This window comes from Vibrio sp. CCB-PB317, assembly GCF_022808245.1.
GTDB classification, from domain to species: Bacteria; Pseudomonadota; Gammaproteobacteria; order Enterobacterales; family Vibrionaceae; genus Vibrio; species Vibrio diabolicus.
Genome location: NZ_JALGNU010000002.1, coordinates 1,363,930 through 1,385,703, shown reverse-complemented (window position 1 = coordinate 1,385,703; position 21,774 = coordinate 1,363,930). Strand labels below are relative to the sequence as shown.

Annotated in this window: 9 protein-coding genes; 4 read left to right on the top strand and 5 right to left on the bottom strand. The window is 42.4% G+C overall.

Going from position 1 to position 21,774, the window contains the following annotated elements:
* Positions 1-414: 414 nt before the first annotated feature.
* Positions 415-1,818, bottom strand: a complete 1,404-nt coding sequence (locus MTR11_RS15175) for a PLP-dependent aminotransferase family protein (protein ID WP_243327982.1) — start codon at positions 1,816-1,818, stop codon at positions 415-417.
* Between the two features lie 359 nt (positions 1,819-2,177).
* Between MTR11_RS15175 and ampC the strand changes: the two genes are divergently transcribed.
* Both ampC and MTR11_RS15165 read left to right on the top strand, forming a co-directional pair.
* A complete protein-coding gene (ampC, locus tag MTR11_RS15170) occupies positions 2,178-3,329 on the top strand; it encodes a class C beta-lactamase (protein ID WP_243327981.1) in 1,152 nt (383 codons plus the stop codon).
* Between the two features lie 94 nt (positions 3,330-3,423).
* Positions 3,424-4,068, top strand: coding sequence for a CatB-related O-acetyltransferase (locus MTR11_RS15165; protein WP_243327980.1), 645 nt, complete (start codon positions 3,424-3,426; stop codon positions 4,066-4,068).
* Positions 4,069-4,251: 183 nt separating this feature from the next.
* Here MTR11_RS15165 and MTR11_RS15160 read toward each other — a convergent pair whose 3' ends face one another.
* Both MTR11_RS15160 and MTR11_RS15155 read right to left on the bottom strand, forming a co-directional pair.
* Entirely contained in the window at positions 4,252-5,250 is a 999-nt protein-coding gene (locus MTR11_RS15160) for a 2-oxoacid:ferredoxin oxidoreductase subunit beta (protein WP_243327979.1), read from the bottom strand.
* The gene (locus MTR11_RS15155) at positions 5,240-7,081 is read right to left on the bottom strand and encodes a 2-oxoacid:acceptor oxidoreductase subunit alpha (protein WP_243327978.1); all 1,842 of its coding nucleotides are present in this window, start codon (positions 7,079-7,081) and stop codon (positions 5,240-5,242) included. The genes MTR11_RS15160 and MTR11_RS15155 overlap by 11 nt, the downstream gene beginning before the upstream one ends.
* 266 nt (positions 7,082-7,347) lie before the next feature.
* Here MTR11_RS15155 and MTR11_RS15150 point away from each other — a divergent pair, with 266 nt between their 5' ends.
* Entirely contained in the window at positions 7,348-8,277 is a 930-nt protein-coding gene (locus tag MTR11_RS15150) for a LysR family transcriptional regulator (RefSeq protein ID WP_238991570.1), read from the top strand.
* A gap of 240 nt (positions 8,278-8,517) precedes the next feature.
* Here the strand turns inward: MTR11_RS15150 and MTR11_RS15145 are convergent, their stop codons facing one another.
* Together MTR11_RS15145 and MTR11_RS15140 are read right to left on the bottom strand one after the other, a co-directional pair.
* Positions 8,518-9,873 (bottom strand): hypothetical protein, encoded by a 1,356-nt coding sequence (locus MTR11_RS15145; RefSeq protein ID WP_164665494.1) that lies wholly within the window; start codon positions 9,871-9,873, stop codon positions 8,518-8,520.
* 65 nt (positions 9,874-9,938) lie between these two features.
* Positions 9,939-10,916, bottom strand: coding sequence for a M23 family metallopeptidase (locus MTR11_RS15140; protein ID WP_243327977.1), 978 nt, complete (start codon positions 10,914-10,916; stop codon positions 9,939-9,941).
* A 381-nt stretch (positions 10,917-11,297) separates the two neighbouring features.
* Between MTR11_RS15140 and MTR11_RS15135 the strand changes: the two genes are divergently transcribed.
* Positions 11,298-21,710 (top strand): tandem large repeat, encoded by a 10,413-nt coding sequence (locus tag MTR11_RS15135; protein WP_243327976.1) that lies wholly within the window; start codon positions 11,298-11,300, stop codon positions 21,708-21,710.
* Positions 21,711-21,774: the final 64 nt, after the last annotated feature.

Genomic DNA, 21,774 nt, shown 5'->3' with positions numbered 1-21,774 from the left:
AGTGTTAAGCAGAACTTACTGTTCGATATTGGAAAAATAAGGTTCATTGGATGCTCGATGTGAACTTAAAAGAAGATGAATTACGTAATAGGGGTGCTGGTGGCGCTGAAAATGTCAGTGTGATACGTCGCTTTACTTTGAGCCTAGTACGTTTACAGTCGAAGAAATATAGTTTTGGGGCTGAAGCTAAACTAGGCGGGTTAGAGCGACATAATTCGCAGTGAACTCTTATTGGGTTAAAAAGCGTTCCAAGCTCGCTGTTGCCCTGATGCTGATAACTACGACGATAAATTGATACCTAAACGATAATTTGATATTGCCTCTTCATAAGTCTATGACTCTTTAAGTTTATGACATTTTTGAAGGGGCAATTTTATATCTGCTTTAGTATGAGATACTTGCTACTATCTCGGTTTAATCTAATACTGATTGAATAATATCAAACGCTTCTTCTATTTTGGGGGTAGGGATAATGCCAAATCCAAATAAGATGGCATTAGAATGATTGTTGATAGAAAAATGCGATGATGGATAAACCGCTACATTTGATGAAGCAAGTTTATTCATCATTTTTGTCGCGCACCCCGATACTTCAGCTGCTATATGCAATCCACCTTGGCTCGGAATACGTTGTAAGCAATCTACGTTGTCAATTAATTGAGTGAGCTTATGATACCTTTCGCTATAGATTTTATTCATATTGAGTAAATGGTGAGAGAAATGACCGTCACGCATGAATTCGTCAAGTAGGATTTGAGACACCACAGATGTACTTCGTCCCAAGTGCCATAACATATTTGAAATTGGATCTATTAAAGATTTTGGCGGAATCATATAGCCAATGCGTAAGCCGGGAAATAGTATTTTAGAGAAACTGCCTATCATAATGACGCAGTCATTTTTGTCTTGTGATTTGAGAGCTTGCTTACTGGTATTGAGATAGTGATATTCCGCATCATAATCATCTTCGATAATGATTGCGTTATTAACTTCTGCCCACCTCAACAGTTCTAACTTTCTTTCGACGGAGTAGCTAAAGCCTAAAGGGAACTGATGACTAGGCGTTGTATAAATAATTTTGGTATTAGAAGGGATTGATTCAACGACAACGCCTTGGTCGTCCATCGGCACGGTGCCTATTTGCGCGCCAAGTAATCGAGCTTGATTTCGAAAAACAGGATATCCTGGATCTTCCGTCGACACGAGATCCCCCGGAGAGAGTAATGTAAGGAGAGTCATCATTATTGCCTGCTGGCACCCTTGCGTAATGATGATGTCTTCAGGGTCACAGATTATGCCTCTCGAATGTCTTACATACTCGCAGATAGACTCTCGTAAACAAGCTAACCCTTGCAAATCACCACCATGTGCAAACTCTGGAGTTAATGCATTGAGCCTACTCAGTCTTGAGTGTCGCCAAATATGCTTTGCTATTCTCTGATGATCAGGAACGCCTAAAGTGAAGTCATAGTCTAGATTCTTTGGTGCGATGATCTCTGGCTTCTTCGCTGCGTTAGTGCCAAACACCCCTAGTTGGTAGTGTTTTATTGGTCTCTTATCTTGATTCACCGTTTGTTCTAGAACATTACTTACGTACGTGCCAGACCCTGCCTTTTTTACTATCCACCCCTCGAACTGAAGTCGCTCATACACCGAAATGACAGTGTTTCTTGCTATGCCTAACTTTTTTGACAACATGCGAGTCGACGGTAATCTCTCATTTGATCGTAATCTGCCTTCTAATATCCCTTGGTATATCTCGGAATAAAGCTGTTGGCTGGTGACTTTTCCAGTTTCGAAGTGTAGTGAAAATGGCATCGTTTTCTCTGTAGACGTTGAAAAGTGGTTCTAAAGCGTTGTGAGGATGTGGATCTGTATATACCAAGTATATCTACCTAGTATACCGTTATCGTGATATGGAGAAAGCGTAATTGAGTACACTATTTCCCCATCTTGCAAACGGATGTCACTTACATTCGTATCTAATCGGCCTACCTATCAACGGTGATCAGGTTTAAACCTGTTTATATCGCACTAAAAATTTGAAGACACAGTGTTATTCATCGGGGGTTAACGATTGGAGCTCTTCAAGTCAGGATTACTTTTATATAAAAAGCTAAAAGCCTTGGAACAAACTAGAAATTAATTATAAGTGAAAATTAAAAATTGAGGGTTCAATGAAATTAAACAATGCCTTGGTGGCAATTTTATCGCTCACTTCTTTCGTCACGTTTGCGAAAACGGAGTTAACGGTTAGCAGTCAATTAAAGAGCGTAGTTGATGAATGTGCTAAAGGATTAATGAACGAATACGACATTCCGGGGTTGGCTGTTGCAGTAACGATTGATGGTAAGCGTTATTTTTACAATTACGGTTTCGCTGACGAAAGTAAGGGGAGTTTAGTCACCAACGACACAATTTTTGAACTCGGCTCTATCAGTAAAACTTTTGCCGCTACTTTGACTGGGTACGCCCAAGAAAAAGGTAAGTTGAACATGGATGACAAGGTCAAAGATTATATTCCAGAATTAGAAAATAGTGTCCTGGGTAATACCAAGCTAGTTCATGTCGCAACCTACACTGCAGGTGGTCTACCATTGCAATTCCCTAGCGAAGTAACGAACGACGCTGACATGATGCAGTACTACAAAACGTGGAAACCGGAGTACGAAGCCGGCACTAAGAGGAAGTACTCAAACCCTAGTATTGGTCTATTTGGCTACATCGGTGCCTTGAGTATGAAGTCAGACTATACGGAAATGATGGAAACCGTCATCCTACCTGAGCTCGGTATGACCAATACGTTTGTCGATGTACCAAAGGATAAGCTTAACAACTATGCTTTTGGTTATAGTTCTGAGGGAAAACCCGTTAGAGTTAATCCAGGTATTCTTGATGCACAAGCCTATGGTATTAAATCAACAAGCTTAGATATGCTTCAATATATCGAAGCAAATATGGGTCAAGCGCAACTTAATACTGATATAGAAAATGCGCTAGAGCGAACTCATACTAAGTATTTTGATACCGACACGTTTATACAAGCCGTAGGATGGGAGGGTTATGATTACCCCGTTTCACTTTCGCAATTATTGAAGGGTAACTCCAGCGATGTAATTCTCAACGCTAAACCGGTTCAAGCAAGTGTATCCGGTACTCTCGGTCGTGACGTTTGGTATAACAAAACGGGCTCAACAGGTGGCTTTGGGGCATATGTCGCGTATGTACCCTCTGAAAAAATAGGCATAGTAATTCTGGCGAATAAAAACTACCCTAATGCAGAAAGAGTAGAGGCTGCTTACAATATTATTAGCTCGGTGGTGAAGTAAATTTTAGTGGTAATAGGCACTACGTAATTATTAGAGCTTATTTAGATACATACTATCTGCATTGTTTTATTCGATAGTATTTATAGGAGTATTCATGAAAACTAAGCATTGGTCTAAGGTGACTTTGCTACATGAAGTTGTTACGAATCCAAATATAACGATTAAAGGTAAACATAGTTATTACAGTGATTGTTGGGACGCCGGTTTTGAGGAGTCCGTTGTAAGATATCTACAAGGCGATGAGTTCAGCCGAGATTGGGAACCAAAATGGAAGATTGATAAGTTACATATAGGTGACTTTGTCTGTATTGCAGCGGAAGTTGTGATTGTTATGGGGGGAAATAGCACACATAGAGCTGATTGGTTCTCCTTGTACCCATTTATGGACTTTATTGAAGAAGCGTATGTCGGGAAAGGAGATACTCACATTGGCGATGGCGCCTGGCTCGGTATGCGATCCATGATAATGCCGGGTGTGACTATCGGAGAAGGAGCAATCGTTGCGGCAAACAGCGTGGTGACGAAAGATGTTGAGCCTTACAGCATGGTTGCAGGCTCACCAGCTAAGCATGTCAAATATCGCTTTTCTCGCGAGACGATAGACGAACTGCTCGCCCTTAAAATATATGATTGGCCTGATAAGAAAATCGACAGCCTGAAGAGATTGTTATGTTCAGACGATTTAGAAGGGCTGAAAAAGGCAAGCGCTGAATACGATAGAAATCATTCAGTAGAGTGACGATGTCACTATTTTAAAAAACAGAAGAGGCTCATTATAGAGCCTCTTTTTAGTGTGATGGATATCTGCAACCACCACACTTCCTTATCAACTCATCATTCAGCAAGTCGCCAACTAGAATCGGAAACCTTTTAGTTTCATCTTTGCAGGAAAGGTTACCTCAATAGTTGGCTCTTTCAATTGTTAGCAGAGACGCTCATAACTGTTTTGTTTGAGTAATTCGGTTAAGTCGCCTTGACCATATTTTAGAGTTGCTTGGTGTTTTTGATGTCGAATGACCTGATCAAAAGTAGGTCGAGTCACTGAACGAAAAACGCCCACGGATACGGGAAAGTCTGGATAGCTCAAGTTAGCAAGCGCATAAGCATAGTATGACTCCTCGCATTGACTGGAGTGGAGCAAAAGGTTCGGGGCCTCTGATTCGACAATCTCGAAACCAAACCCTCTATTGATCAACGCTTTTGAGTGTGTTTTACCAAACAATAACGGTTCATTATCTGAGAGATAAAGTAGATGTTCGCTTCTATTAGCAGGGCCGTTGTAAGGTTCGTGCACTTTATCGTTAAAAATGACGCAGTTTTGTAGGATTTCAACCACAGCAGTGCCCGAATGCGCGGCGGCAGCCTCTAACACCATCGTCATGTGTGTAGGATCATTGTCTGATGTTCGTGCTATGAACGTAGCACCTGCGGATGCTGCCAATGCCAAAGGTTTAAGCGCTTGATCGGGAGAGCCTTCAGGGCTCGACTTAGAAATGAAGCCCTGTTCGCTTGTCGGAGAAAATTGGCCTTTGGTCAGTCCATAGACAGCATTATTAAAAAGCAAAATTTTAATGTCTTGGTTGCGTCTAATCGCGTGAATAAAGTGATTACCGCCAATACTCAGTGCGTCACCATCGCCAGTTACAACCCAAACATCTAAATCTGGGTTGCTAGCTTTTACACCAGTAGCGATGGCAGGGGCACGGCCGTGAATTGTATGAAATCCATAAGTATCGAGATAATAAGGAAAACGAGATGAGCAGCCGATCCCTGAGATGAATACGGTGTTCTCTTTAGTTCGACCTAATCGTGCTAGAACGGATTGCATCGTTTTTAACACGTTAAAATCACCACAGCCTCGACACCATTTGACTTCAACATCAGAAGCGAAATCTTTGCGGTTGAGTACCTTAGTCGTCATTTTTCATATCCTTCAGGTGGTGGTTAATAGACTCAATGACCTCGTGAACTTTGAATGGTAACCCCTTAACTTGGGTTACGGAGCGTGCAGAAATGGCATATTGTGAGCGAATCACTTTGACGAGTTGTTGGTTATTCAACTCAAAAACAAGCACATGTTTGAATTGGCTAATGATCTCTTCCAAATTGATTGGAAACGGGTTTAGATACTTAATATGGGCGTGAGCAACCGATGCGCCTTGCTTTCTCAGATGCTCAATTGCGGTCGACACAGAACCTTGCGTGCCTCCCCAACTTAGCACTAGCAGTGAGTCTTGAGTACTGCCTGTTAGCGTTTGTTTAGGGATGAAATGGCAGATGTTATTTATTTTTTTTGCTCTTTCATCAGTCATGCGCTGGTGGTTTTCAGGATCATGAGAAGGGTTGCCTGTAATCGCTTGCTTTTCCAATCCTCCAATGCGGTGCATTTTCTCTTTTGTACCAGGCGTGACCCACTCTCTGCTGTAATACACGTCATCACGGGCATAGGGATAAAACGGGCTTATGTTTGCTTTTGCTGCCTCGGCAGTGAGCTTAATCTCATCAGGGTTGGGCACGAGCCAAGATTCGGAGCCGTTTGCTAAGTAGCCGTCACTCAATAAGATCACTGGCGTCATAAATGTAGTAGCAATTCGACAGGCCTCGATTGCCATGTCAAAGCAGTCTGCGGGAGAAGCAGGAGCCAACACTGGGAGTGGTGAATCCCCATTTCTACCATACAAAGACAAAAGCAAGTCTGATTGCTCTGTTTTAGTCGGTAGGCCAGTTGAGGGGCCTCCACGTTGTACGTTGATAACAACCATTGGCAACTCCGCCATCACGGCAAGGTTAATGGTCTCTGCTTTCAAACATAATCCAGGGCCAGACGTTGATGTGACTCCTAAACCGCCAGCATAAGATGCGCCTAAAGCTGAACAAGCAGCTGCAATCTCATCTTCTGCTTGGAATGTCGTGACCCCAAAGTGTTGATAGGTTGATAGCGTGTGTAGAATATCTGAGGCGGGTGTTATGGGGTACGAGCCCAAAAATAGCTGGCGTTGGAGTTTTTCTGCTGCGCATATTAACCCAAGCGATAATGCTTCGTTCCCTGAAACAGTACGATACAAGCCAGTTTTATCTGCTACGGGAGCAACCTGAAAACAGTCGCTGAATATTTCGGTTGTTTCAGCATAATTAAATCCCGACTTTATGGCTAAAGTGTTTGCCTCTCTCACTTGCGAATTGTCAGTGAATTTATTATTTAGCCATTCAATGGTCGGTTCTAGCGGACGGCTGTAAATCCATAAAACAATACCAAGCATAAAAAAGTTTTTGCTTCGCTTCACTACTTTAGGCGCTATGTTTAACTCAGAAAGAGATTGAACGGTTAAACGCGTAAAACTGTCACTAATCACTCGATAATCTGCGAGGCTACCATCGCTCAATGGGTTCGATTCATAGCCAGCAAGCTCAAGGTTTTTTTTATTAAAACCATCGAGATCAATAAGCACCAAACCGCCTTCAACGAGTTGTGAGATTTTGGTTTTTAATGCAGCGGCATTCAAAGCGATTAAGACTGAAAAATCGTCGCCAGGAGTATAAATCTCTGTTGAGGCAAATTGCATCTGAAAAGCCGATACTCCAGATGTGGTTCCTGCCGGAGCCCGTATCTCAGCTGGATAATCAGGTAACGTCATGACATCGTTTCCTTGTTTCGACGAGTTGTCTGAAAAGCGTTCTCCAAGTAATTGGATACCATCTCCAGAATCTCCAGCAAAACAGATCACTTCGCGTTTAAGTTGAATTATTGTCATTAAAACCTCTTACCGTGTTAGAGCAAGTTCAGTATGTTTCATTGCACTTAATGAGATGCAATGGAATTAAAGGTTGGAGAAAATGCCGTAAGCACGAGCATTTTGAGTGTAGAGTTAATGGTGTTGGCTTTATTTGTCGTCTCTGAGGTCAGTAGAAATATCCATAGCTAGGTATGCTTTTCCGAAATACTAGAAAAGTTTGCATGACACAAAAATACTTTTTCTGTCATATTAGATGTGATTATTTTTCATTAATTGTGAGCGTTATGGATAAGCTGTCATTAATAAAGTTGTTTGTATCTGTTGTGGACTTAGGGAACTTTACAGCAGTCGCGAATCAATTAGGGCAGTCGCCTTCTACTGTTAGTAAAGCGATTGCTCGCCTAGAACAGGATTTGGGTGTTCGTTTAGTTCACCGTACAACACGTCAACTCCAGCTCACTGAAGCGGGGTTTAACTACCTTGAGACGGCAAGAGAAGTGATCAACTTGCTCAAAAGTAGTGAAGAGCAGCTTCATCAAAGTATTGCATCTCCGTTTGGTACACTTCGTGTCAGCCTTCCTTTATCGTTCGGGCAAAACTATATAACTCCGCTGATTCCAGAGTTTTGCGAACGTTACCCTGAAGTGAAGTTGGATCTTAGCTTTTCCGATGAATACACCAGTATATTGGAGAGTGGGATGGACGTTGCTATTCGAAGCGGGAGACTAAATGACAGCAACCTGATTGCGAGGCGATTATGTCCTATTGATATGGGTATGTTTGCCAGTCCGGAGTACATAAAGAAGTTTGGTCGGCCTCAGAGTGTTGAAGCGCTTAACCAGCACAAATGGATAATGTACCGCTATAAACAATCGGGGCGCTTGCTTACCTTGACGATGCCTTTAGATGGGCAATTAGTAGAATTTAGTCCTACACATCAAGTGATAGTAGACAATGGTTATGCGATGGCCTCTTTAGCGAGTTTAGGAGCAGGGATTGCACTGATGCCCCAATATCTTGCTCGAGACTTAGTACAGCAAGGTAAACTGATGTTGGTTTCTGAACCTCAAAGAACCGATGGTCAAGGTGTCTATATATACTATCCAAGTCGTAAGTTTGTACCCGCGAAAGTAAAAGTATTTATCGACTATATTATTCATAAACTGGATGAGCAGGGAGAGGCGATCAACAGCAGTTGGATGCTGAACCATTAAAGCTCTTACTGGAGGATGATAGCTTTTTATGAAGTCTAAGCGTGTTACGTGCCAACAAGTTTGCTACATTCAGTTGTGCCCACAAAAATATTAACTCATGGGTCTGTAAACAAAGATTCGTATCATTAAGAGCCGCATATAGCGGCTCTTTTTATTCTCGATGTATATAATAGTGACTTGGCTGAAACAGTCATAATATAAAATCGGTAATATCACTTGATGATAATGACCAAGCCGTAACTAAAATCCTAGGTAGGGTTCACATATCTCTGGGATCATAGGTTTTCCTAGAGTGTACAAGTGCTTAGTTCCAGATTCTCTTGGGTCAACTAAGCGAGATGAAGTGGACCATAAAATTCCTTTTCCATTACCGTATACTAATGCATCACCTGCAGAGGTGGCACTCTCACCAGTAATTTGTGATATACTTACTTGAGTTATTTTTTCATTAACACGGTCATAATAATACACTTGAGGTCCATAGCCACCAGCAGTGTTATATTCTCTATTTTTTGATGAGAAAGCGATACTTTCAGCATTATTTGATATAGTAGGACTAGAAATGCTATGAATAAGTTTATTGTTTGGTCCTTTTACATATTCAGACATTCCAGTATCTATGTTATAAATTGATAGATAAATGTTTTGGGTAAAGTCTTTATCATTTTCTGTATTTGCTGGTTTTCTAGCTGGATATATTAAGAACTTTCCATCAGGGCTAATTGATGAGTAAAAAGTGCTAGGCTGATGGCTTAAGTCTATCCTAGTTGACTTTATTTTTACCGAACTACTTTTTATTCTATCATATAAATATATTGCAACTTCAGTATCTTGCCCATCATAGACATTGTTTATGTCCATTTGCTCTGTAGAAGTGTATGTCAAATAACGACCATCACTAGAAATGATTCTTGATGGAGATAACCATATATTACCCAAGTTGCCATCTATGTCGATATTTATTACTCTAGATTCTTTATTCTGTATGTCAGTTATTCCAACTACTTTTTCTGTATGGTTTTTTAAACTACTTCCAGTAGAGCAAGGGTATTCGTAGTATGAATATTTTTCATTTATAGGGTAAACGTTAAAATGAGTATGCTTATTTGTGCATTTTCCTTCCATCTCGTCAGGGTATTTTGCAGTAAGTAATTTGTCTTCTAATCTATCCCATATTACTCCACTGTAATCTATCGAGTTGTCAGTATATGTAAAACCAATATATCTCCCGCTTGAGGATATAGCGGGATTTATCATTTTTATATAATTATCTAGACTTGATGGACGCCCTAATCGAGTTGTTTGATTTGTTTCAGTATTTTTTAGGAAATAACCACCATCCATATTGTCATCGGCAAGCGGTATTTTAGGTAATGTGTTGTGAAAAAGTACGTATTTTCCACTATCAGTAATTGACATGCTATGAGGTTTCACGTAGTAGGCTCCGTGACCAGCCGGATTCATATTAGAATCAGAGTTAATGATATACGGAGAAAGTTTTTCCTCATTTTTGATATAGGAGTTCTCGATATTAAAATCAGAAGCATAGGATTGAAAAGCAGAAAAAAATAATAGGGATATTGATAATTGACGCATCGTAGTTCCTCTGTAGTAAACGATCATGTTTATTTGCGACGCATTTTACTTTAAAATTTAAAAATTTATGGTTTATTATATACTCTATAGTTATTCCACTCCTTCATCAGTTCTGCTTTTTCTTTTCTCGCTGCAATCAGCATTTCTATATTAACGTCAGTGTTTGGGTGCTTTTGAATGTATCGCTCGTAATCAACCGGAATACCATTAATGTGCAGTTCAAGGTGTAAATGCGGCCCTGTTGTTCTTCCTGTGTTACCCGTTTTTCCTATCACTTGTCCTCGGCTGATCTTTTCGCCAACGTGGACGTGGCGTTGAGATAAGTGTAGGTAGCGTGATACAGAGCCATTTGTGTGGCGGATATTAATGTAGTTGCCCGCAAAACGGTTGTAACGAGACTTTAAAACGATACCATCAGCAATACTACGAATCGTTGTGCCTACTGGTGTTGCATAGTCAGTGCCTAAGTGTGGAGTCGTTATATTGGTTACTGGGTGTGTTCGTTTTAAGTCATAGCCAGAGCTTACTCTGTAGCTTTTATCAAAGGGATCTGAAAATCGGAGTTTATTTTTTATTGACACGCCATGCTCATCAAATATGTTGCCTTGCCCATCATTGATAATAAATAAATCGGTTTTACTACCTAAATAGTAAAAAGAACTAATATAGGTTTCATTTCTACTATTTAACTTAGTTCTTAAGATAAAATGGTCATCTCTCTTAACTGAATCAATAATATTAAAGTTACTTTTAATGAGGGCCAATAGCAAATTAATCTCTTTTTGACTTATCCCTGATTTTAACAATGAAGCGACAAATGAGTACTCAACCACACCTATGGTGATTTTTTGTCTAAGAGTCCCCTCCTCAAAAGGTGCTTGAACTCCCTCATTCTTGAACTCCAAAGGCTTAACGGTAGGCAGTCTATCCATGGGAGTGAGGATGTGGTGAGAAAGCGACACGCTAATAAAAATGAGTAAGGCAATGGTGAGAAGGGTTGCGGTAGGAGTTCGCACACTCCTTTTTATTATTAAAATAGTCATTAGTTTTGGTGCTTTATCAAGGCTGACAGTTGTGCGTAGAGTATAATATTTTAAATAAAACCTAGCATTAAAGTATGGCTAATTCCTCCGTTTTAACTAAGTGAATAATTATAGGTGATGATTTTAATTTGATAATTTAGTAAAAGTGACGGTTGGTCTGGTGTTTTTGGCTTTTTAAGTGGTGTTATTGTCACGTTGAGAAAATATTTTACAATAATATAATCTCGGCAAAATATATTTTGCCAAATTACTATGTTCGCTAAAAATACGCTGAAATTAACATTAGGTCTTACGCTTACATCTCTTTTGTTGAGTGCATGTGGTGGTGGTGATGGAGGAGACAACACACCTCCAGCTAGAAGCAAAGGAAGCATTTCCGGTATGGTTTTTGACGCCCCTGTAAATGGCGCAAAGATTGAGGTTTTCGAATTCAAAAATGGAAACTTAGGCCGGAAGTTGGCTAACACGACGTCTGATGCGTTCGGAAACTATCTGCTAGAGTTTGAATCGTCTTCAATGCCTCTTTTTGTTGTTGCAAAAGAGGGGAGTTATACCGACCCGTTTACGAATGAAACGGTATCAGTGAGCAATGCGAAGACACTTAAATTTGAAGGTGTTGTGAACTTTAAAGAGGGGAGTGAGCAAAAGTTAATGCTTACTCCGCTGTCGAACTTGGCAGCAGGCTTGGCAAAGTACAAAATTTCTCAAGGATCCACAGATGAGAGTGCCTTTTCAACCGCTTTGGATAGTATCAATAGCATGTATGGGTTTGACGTAAATGAGACCAAACCTATTGATATAACCAAAGGTGGGCAAAGCAGTTTTGCTAGTGCTGGGCATCAATACGGCGCTTTATTAACTGCATACTCGTCTTACTCTTACGATCTTATAAAAAAATACGGCAACAGCGATAACGTCTACACTTCAATGCATTTCGCTGACATCCAATATCGGGATGTTATTGCAGATGGTGTTCTTGATGGTCTTGAAGTGAGCCAGACTTCAGGAGCAGTGACTCCCCTCAGCTTTGGACAGAAAAAGATAAATAGCGACATTTATACACGTGATTTATCTCAGCATGTTCTGATCGTGGTAAACGATCCAAGTGTCAATATCTCTGGTACTGATGCCGCAGACTATGTCGACTTTAGTAAGAAGCTTAATGACCTAGGTACATATGGCAGTACTGATGGCGTCATTCCGCCGCGAGATGGTACGGATATCGATACAGATGCGCCAATAGTTATTCGTACGGACAGTGATGTGCTCGCTGGCACCGATAAAGTTGATCTAAAGATTGTTGATGATATCGGTGTAGAAGACGTATCTGCCTTTATTCAGTATCAGGTCAATGGCTCTTGGTCTGGTGAATTTCAATGTAACGACATACAAGATTTTGGAAGCACATTCTGTTCGGTTGAATTTGATGATTTTGAAGTTGGCCTTCGAGAGACCAACGTTAAAGTTAACATTAATACCAAAGAGATCGATAGTGTGGATATGAACCCTGCCACAGGGCTCTCAAACGTAACAGCAGCACGATTAGTCTTATATACAGCGGATGTACTGGGTAATGAGCTAATTTTAGGTAGCCATTCGGGTCTTCATATCGATTTTGAGTGGGATAACGATGCGCCTGTTATCGATATTACATCGGCGAGTGCAATTAATAACCAACTTAAAGAATACGTTCTGAAAGGGGTTGTAAAAGAAAGCTCGCAAGAGATAAGTTCGGTCAGTATTTCATTTAAAGATGGCTTACATGAGGACGTCACATGTTCTCCTGTCACTGTAGAGTCTGGAAATGCTTGTGAGTTTAGTAAGGCTTACCCAACTGATGAATTCCTATCTACGACGGTATTTGAGGTTCGAGCGAAGGATAGCAAAGGCAATACGGGTGCCGCTCAGCATGCAGTAAGTCGTGACGATCAAGCGCCAGCACAAACGATTACTTATCCTGAAGGTGCGTCAATGACGTACGTAAATGTCGGTTTAGATGGTGAACGAACCACTTACGATGGTATCTACTCTCAAGATACGTATACCCCAGACAATGTTCAAGCGAGCCGCGATTTCTTGAAGATTGACTATGCGTACGCAAGTATAGGGATTCAGAATTCATTAAAAGGGGTAGATTTTAGTAACTTCAACGCTAACTTGTTGAAAGAGAATAAAATCCCTTATGTTCGTGTGAAAGTATCAGACGTAAATACCGATACGGTTTTAGGCTCCAACGCCAATAAACTGAAGCTCGTCGTCAAGTATTATGTCAGCCAAAATAACGATAATAATTACTCACTTCAGCAGGTTATTGATACAACCGCATCGGATGACGACTACATCGCAAAAATTCCGCACGAAACGCTGTTAGACAGCAATGGGCGTGTAGAAGATGTCATCTATTACATTCCATTTGTAAGAGATATTTTGGGTGACAGCTTTAAATCGGTATCAGAAAACAGTAGTCAAAAGCTAGTCATTCAAACCGTCGATGAGTCTGATAACGAAAGCACTCCAAGAGAAGTATATTTTAGAAGTAGCTTTGATCTGCCAACTATAAAAGTGGTGACACCATTTATTGGTGCGCGAGCGCAACTTGAAGGGTTGAGTCCAAATGGTGAATTCACTTCACTTGCGAGTTGTACCACTATCCAACAATTGGAAAGTGATCAATCAATGGCTCTTGACGTCGCGAGTTGTGAAACCACAACTGATGTTGTGAATTATGACTTCATGCGTGTTCGTTTAATTGGTATCGAGGGCAGCGAGCCATACTACTATCAATGGAAAAGAGATCCAGGAACCAAAAAAGTAACGGTTGATTTAAACAAGGCCAATATTGGCGTGTACTTTAAGCTCAATGGCTCTCAAACTTACTATATTACTGAACTATCGACATATCAGACTAGCTTGTTTGATTTCCAGTGGGATCAAGTCACTGCCGGAGAGAAAACTTCTGAGCGTGCGATTCAAATTCTTGATGAGGTGCGCTACGCGTTATCAGGTACGAACAACAATTCATTCTTTGGGTTTGATCCAACGGTTGTGCCTTATGCAACGAACGAAATGCTTGCTACCAAAGCGATTCCAGAAAAGCCATCAAACGATTATCTACACCGATTTCTTGTCGAAGCCATCGATAGTATTGCTCAAGTAATGCCGAGAAATAACTCATTAGATTTTGCCTCCGCTATTTACGATGATTTGAGCTTTGATGGAAAAGCGAATGGTATTGGTGTTGGTGGACGTCAGGTTATGCTCGATTCTTATCAATTCGGTTCCGATACTTATCGAAAGGATTTAGCGCAATCGTATTACGAAATCATGGCGAGCAAATACGGTATTGAGACCAATATCGCGCAGCTCTATGCTGATGATATTTCGATGGCTAATCCTAACTTAAATGGTAAGAACATTTTTGATACAGAGGGTAGCAGTATCGATATCTTGCCTCCACAGCCAAAATTAACGATTGAAAGCGGTCGAGAGACGATGGTTGGCAATAAGCTTTATATTGCTGGTGAAGTTGTTTCTAAAATTGTCCTAGACGATCCTTCTGGTATTGTAGAAACCGACGCTTATGGTCCGAAGTTTAGCACGATGTGGTATCAAGCCAGTGAGCCAAACATTGAAATACCGCTGGACATCAACATTGTAGAGAACCCTGGCAACAGCAATGCTTATCGAAAAGAGTACCTCTTTACCCTTAACTCTCAGTCTAGTGAACTAAAAGATATTGTAGAGTTTGCTGTGGAAACCAGTGCCATGGACCCACATGGTAATGCGTATGGTTACGATGGCAAAGCTCCGTTTATAGAAACGGTATTTATTGATAATGATTTCCCTAAAACGAGTTACTTCCCACCTAATGATGTCGATGGTAAACCTGTAGAAGACGGTATTTATTTAAATGCCAAAAATACCCATGAATTGACCTTCAAGGTTGAAGACGTTGTGGGTGACAAGCTTTCTTCAAGAGGTCTTGTTTTCTACCAGCAAACGGGTGAAAAAGTCACATACACACCAGAGGACTTTGCGAATAACTCGAAAGACGCCTTTAAAGTCAAATTATGTACGGGGGGGCTTTGTTCAAATCAAGGCGCGACGATTTACCCGGGTGATGGTGATTGGTTAGTCGTTGCAGCGGCAGAGGATAATTTAGGTAACTCCGTTTCAGAGTTAACTAGCACGGCTCCGAGATTCAATATTCGTATCGACTCTGAAGCTCCTATTGTAAAAAGTGAGCAGGTTCAAAGTCGTTTAGGCGGTAACAACCAATGGACACCTGTTATTGATTGGGGGACGTTAAGCCCCGGCAATAATGTAAAAATAGATCTTCGCCGAGGATCTGGTCAGGCACTGACATTAGAAAGCTGTGACCCTCTAACAGAGACGTGTGACGTACCATACCTAGTCGGTGAACAACCTGACGTCAAAGTCCAACTGGTTTCAAAAGCATTTGATTACGATGAATGGAATGAATTTTATGTCACTGCGACGGACAATGCTTACCCTGCCAATGTTAGTACAACAGGGAAATTCACATTCCAAGTCGATAACAAAGGCCCAGAAATCATCCTAAATACGCCTTGGGTTGAAGACACATTGTCCAAAGAGAACTATGTTGTCGGGCGTGAGTTCAACGTGCGATTTAAATCTGTAATAGACGATTCAGACATTGAGCAAGTCTCTCTATATCAGAATGGTAAAGATTCGCCAATTAAGACAATTGTGCCAACGGATTCATCTAAAGAGTTTGTAATGTCTCTCATTAAGAGTGACACAGATAAAATAGACATTTCTGAAGATGAAAAAAACACGTCACTGTATGTAAAAGCAACCGATATTTACGGTTTTGAATCTAGTTCTAACACGAGCAAGGTTATTCTTGATCGTGATGGGCCAACATTAGGGTTAAGTGGTTTCAATGCGAATGACTACTACTTAGGAAACTATGTCTTTGACCTAACGGCGCTAGACCTAAATGCAAACGGTGATGTTTCAATTAATGGCGTAAATAGAGAAAGCCTAGAGTATTGGACGTTTAGCGATCTGGAGCCATTACCTGGCTCTCCAGGTAAAAAAATCAATGAAGATCTCAAAGTGAGCCTTGGTGATTTAGGTACGGGTACACACAAGGTTCGTTTAAAAGGGTCTGATGTTCGTGGCAACACAACCTTAACCAGTGGTGAGCAAGATTTTACCGTTAAAGTGTACAATTCCATCCCGCAGGTGACGCTGGCGATGAGTTACACGGATGGAACGCCAATTACAAACAACACCATCTATCAAGATGGGAATATCGTACTTACGCTTGATATTGTTGATGATAGTGGCGTTGATCGAATTGACTCAACGTATAGATTTTCTGGAGAGCAAAACGGGACTAACTTTACGTTCTCAGAAACCGCAGATGGCACTTGGACGGCAACGCTGCTTTCTACACAAATTGCCAAAGATGGTAACTATGAACTTGATATAAAGGTTTACAACAAAGTTCGTTACCTTGACGAAAAAGACAGAAAGGTTGGAAAAGTAAACCAAACCTTTAGCGTACAGCGTGAAGGCGTGGTTCTCTCGGTTGCAAGTCCGCTGGACTTCCAAAACTACTTATCTGATGGTGTTCTTGATGTCACCTTTACTACATTGAGTGCGGTCAAAGCCAAAACGTTAGAGTGTTGGGTTCGTGAAGAGTACAACTCTCTAGATGCACCACCAACTAATGAGCAACCAACTTCTGGTGTTATCAACGTATCGCAAGAACCTTACAGTTGTAGTGTCAATGTTGGGCAAAACATGACAAAGGCACCTGTCACTTTGATCACTAAAACCTTGGGTACAAATGGGCGTGAAACGATCAACAAGTTCAATTTTTCGATGGTGGATATTGATGCACCAACAGTCGTTGATGGTAACTCATACAGTTTTAAAGGAAGTGATGTTTGGTTTGATGAAGCTTTGAAGAAGAAGATGCTGACATTTGAGCTCTCTTTCAATGATGCTTTATCAGGCGTAAATACTGAAAGTTCAGATAAATATCCAAAGTTGGTTCGTAATCTTGGCAACAAAGCTTATACACCAACGACCTGTGCCAAAGGTGTTGGAAATATCAAGTGTACGTACTCTGAATCCTACGCCGATATTATTGATGGTCTGAGTACAACTCAAGAATACAAAATCAAGAACGTATCTGATTTAGCAGGAAACTTGACGCCAGAGCATGATCTACTGCTTGAATTACCTAAAGGTTCGGTAGTCGTTGAAATTACTGATCCGGTCGGAAACACAACCATTAATGGCCAGCAGCTTGTCGCTAAATTCAGAATTAAGTTGTATGAAAACTCTAGGCTAGACAATGTGATGGCCAGATTTGGAACGGAATCCTACAACTATAAAGATAATCCGGAGAAGTTTGCGCAATTGGAAGTGTGTGCAGATGACCCAACCTACAAGTGTTCAACATTTACGAGTGAACTTCCTAGCGATGCTGATGGAAAAACGATCAGGACAATTATTACCGCAACGGATGTGTGGTCGAGAGTCGGTGAAGCGACCGTTGATATTAAAGTTGACAACACACCTCCAAGTGTTGGCGATGAGATTATCGTAACTGAATCGCCAACAAATCCAGATAATGTTCGTTTTCGTTTCGACATAACGGACACTGGTAGCAGCCTCGCAAAAGTAAACTACTCGGTTTTAAACCCGAGTTATCAAGAAGAAAGAGTAGAGGATGGGAATGGTTCATCTACGTACTTTGAACTACCGAAATCTCAGTTAGAGGGGCGTGGTTCAATCACAGTAGACATCAAAGCGACAGATAGCGTCGGACTGTATTCTGATATCAGAAAAGTCATTGATATTAGTGTTCCTAAAGTCACGGTTGATTTCGATGGAATTACGAGTTTGCAGGGTGGGAAACTGTTTTTAACCAAGGCGAGCCAGCCGTTTACGCTATCTACGGTGGAAGGAGAAAGAGTGAAAGCTTCACAATATTCTGTGGAGCTTATTCCAAGCCTCGGTGATTCCTTGCGTTACTCAGGTGATGTTATCTCATCTAGTGGTAATGGAATGATGAACTTTGCCGTCGATAACCAAGGGATATATACCCTTAAGGTGACGGTGACGGACTCAGTTGGAAGAGAGAATACAAGCTTTGAATTACTAGGCAAAAGTTATGATGGACAAGTTATCGAGTCTATTGTTGATTATGACGTTCCAAGTATTTCTGGCTTAAGTGCTAATCAAATCTCTAAGATACCGACAAACGATAAGTATCAGCTGGAAATTAGTGCATACATTACAGATAAAAATTTAAATCTCGTCACTTCAAAAGCGGTGAGTGGTGGCAGCACTGTGGCGCCTCAAGCGATTACTGAGCCGACAACCGAAGCGGGGCCTTATGTCATAAGCTATTTGTTACCTAAAGGCGATCATACGATCACGGTGGCAGCAACAGACAAGGTGGATAACAAGAGTGAAAGTTCTATTGACGCACATGTGGAAGCGGCAACCGTTCCCGGGCTAAGTATCTCTACCGCCTCAAGCGCCCCTCTTTTTGGGGGCGAAGAGATTACACTTACGTTTAACTTTACAGAAGAAGTTACTAACTTTGATATCTCAGATGTCCACCTTCTCGCCAGTGATAACGGCGCAACAGGAACGTTAAAACAAGATACTTGGTCGACTTCAGACAATATTACGTGGACGGTTAATTACATCAGCCCAGAAAAACAAGATAAAAATATCACTATTCAGGTAGAAGACAATAGCTACCAAAGTACCAACACCATTCCAGGAAAGGGAAGCAGCTTAAGTATCGCGGTTGAAGGAACCTTACCAAAACTGACCAATGTGACATTTAACCCCGAGCATCAGATCGTGGGGCAAAGCGTGAGTGTCTCGCTTGAGTTTGATAAAGAGCTCCAAGAGGCGACCGCTACGCTTGGCGGCAATCGCATTAGTTCTCTGTCAGCAACGGCAGATAAAAAGGTCTGGGTTGGTGATGTACAAGTTCCGAGCACCGAGCTGTTAAGTGTCGACTTGGTTGTTAGTCAGTTTAAAGATTTGACTGGCAACATAGGTGAGGATAACACCGCTCACGAATTACCGATCACACCGACCTTAGCTATTACGCCAGTGGGCAGTGTGGATGAAACGCATGCCGCCACGTTACAATTCGAAGGTACGTCGACACGCTTTGACGGTCAGTCCCTTCGTCTTGAAGTGAAAGCACAAGGCAGCGCGACGGTATTGAAAAGCAGCAGTGCAACGGTACAAGCTGGTGGCACTTGGAGCAGTGACGCAATGGACATGAGTCACCAAACCAATGGCACTTACATCGTGATGGTGACGGGGACGAACTCAGCGGGCATTGAAGTGAGTGAAAGTCAGAGCTTTACATTGGCGCAGTCTTTGCCAACGCTGACTAACGTGACGTTTACGCCTGAGCACCAAGCCATCGGCCAAAGCGTGACGGTGACGCTGGAATTCGATAAAGATCTGCAATCCGCCGCAGCGGAGTTAGGCGGTACGATGATCACTTCATTAGTCGCAACATCGGATCCGAGTGTTTGGACTGGTGATGTGGTGGTACCAAGTGCGTCAGAGCTCAATGTGGCGTTACTGGTTCGTGACTACCAAGACTTGTCAGGGAATACAGGTAGCCAGAACACGGCTTACTCCATGCCGATCACGCCGACCTTAGCTATTACGCCAGTCGGCAATGTGGATGAAACGCATGCCGCCACGCTACAATTCGAAGGCACGTCGACACGTTTTGATGGACAGTCCCTGCATCTTGAAGTGAAAGCCCAAGGCAGCGCGACGGTATTGAAAAGCAGCAGTGCGACGGTACAAGCCGGTGGCACTTGGACCAGTGACGTAATTGATATGAGTCACCAAACCAATGGCACTTATACCGTGATTGTGACGGGGACGAACTCTGCGGGTATTGAAGTGAGTGAAAGCCAGAGCTTTACTCTCGCGCAATCCTTGCCAACACTGACTAACGTGACGTTTACGCCTGAGCATCAAGCCATCGGCCAAAGCGTGACGGTAACGCTGGAATTCGATAAAGATCTGCAATCCGCAGCGGCGGAGTTAGGCGGTACGACGATCACCTCATTAGTGGCAACATCGGATCCGAGCGTTTGGACCGGTGATGTGGTAGTACTAGGCTCGTCAGAACTCAATGTGGCGTTACTGGTTCGTGACTACCAAGACTTGTCAGGGAATACAGGTAGCCAGAACACGGCTTACTCCATGCCGATCACGCCGACCTTAGCCATCACTCCAGTTGGCAGTGTAGATGAAACGCAAGCCGCCACGCTACAATTCGAAGGCACGTCGACACGTTTTGACGGTCAGTCCCTGCGTCTTGAAGTAAAAGCCCAAGGCAGCGCGACGGTATTGAAAAGCAGCAGTGCGACGGTACAAGCCGGTGGCACTTGGACCAGTGACGCAATGGATATGAGTCACCAAACCAATGGCACTTATACCGTGATTGTGACGGGGACGAACTCAGTGGGTATTGAAGTGAGTGAAAGCCAGAGCTTTACTCTCGCGCAATCCTTGCCAACACTGACTAACGTGACGTTTACTCCTGAGCATCAAGCCATCGGCCAAAGCGTGACGGTAACGCTGGAATTCGATAAAGATCTGCAATCCGCAGCGGCGGAGTTAGGCGGTACGACGATCACCTCATTAGTGGCAACCGCGGACCCAAGCGTTTGGACTGGTGATGTGGTGGTACCAAGCACGTCAGAGCTCAATGTGGCGTTGCTTGTTCGTGACTTCCAAGACTTGTCAGGGAATACAGGTAGCCAGAACACGGCTTACTCCATGCCGATCACGCCGACCTTAGCTATTACGCCAGTGGGCAATGTGGATGAAACGCATGCCGCCACGCTACAATTTGAAGGCACGTCGAAACGTTTTGATGGACAGTCCCTGCGTCTTGAAGTGAAAGCCCAAGGCAGCGCGACGGTATTGAAAAGCAGCAGTGCGACGGTACAAGCCGGTGGCACTTGGGCCAGTGACGTAATTGATATGAGTCACCAAACCAATGGCACTTATACCGTGATGGTGACAGGGACGAACTCAGTGGGTATTGAAGTGAGTGAAAGCCAGAGCTTTACTCTCGCGCAATCCTTGCCAACACTGACTAACGTGACGTTTACTCCTGAGCATCAAGCCATCGGCCAAAGCGTGACGGTAACGCTGGAATTCGATAAAGATATGCAATCCGCAGCGGCGGAGTTAGGCGGTACGACGATCACCTCATTAGTGGCAACATCGGATCCGAGTGTTTGGACTGGTGATGTGGTGGTACCAGGCTCGTCAGAACTCAATGTGGCGTTACTGGTTCGTGACTACCAAGACTTGTCAGGGAATATCGGTAGCCAGAACACGGCTTACTCCATGCCAATTACACCAACAATACATCTAGATGCTATCAACGATGTTGCTGGAGTGGAAAGCGTGACAGTAAGTGGTAGCAGTGAACGGTTTGAAGATGGTGAGTATATAGATATCAAAGCAGTCGACGCTGATGGTACAGAAGCCACAGGCATGGCTACCGTGTTTTCAGACTCATGGACAACTGATTTAGATCTTTCAGGACTGAAGGACGGAGCCGTAACGATTTATGTGAATGGTACCAACAAGCTGTCTGCCTCTGCCGAAGAGGTCCAAGCAACATTGAACTATGATCGTTTCGCAAGTACAGCCTCCTTAGGTGCTGTCTACAACCGATATTTTAGTGAGAACAAAACTTTAAAAAATGCGGCATAAATAAAGCGAGCGTTTAGCTCGCTTTATTTATTTGGGACTTTTTGTGATATTTATCAAAATAATT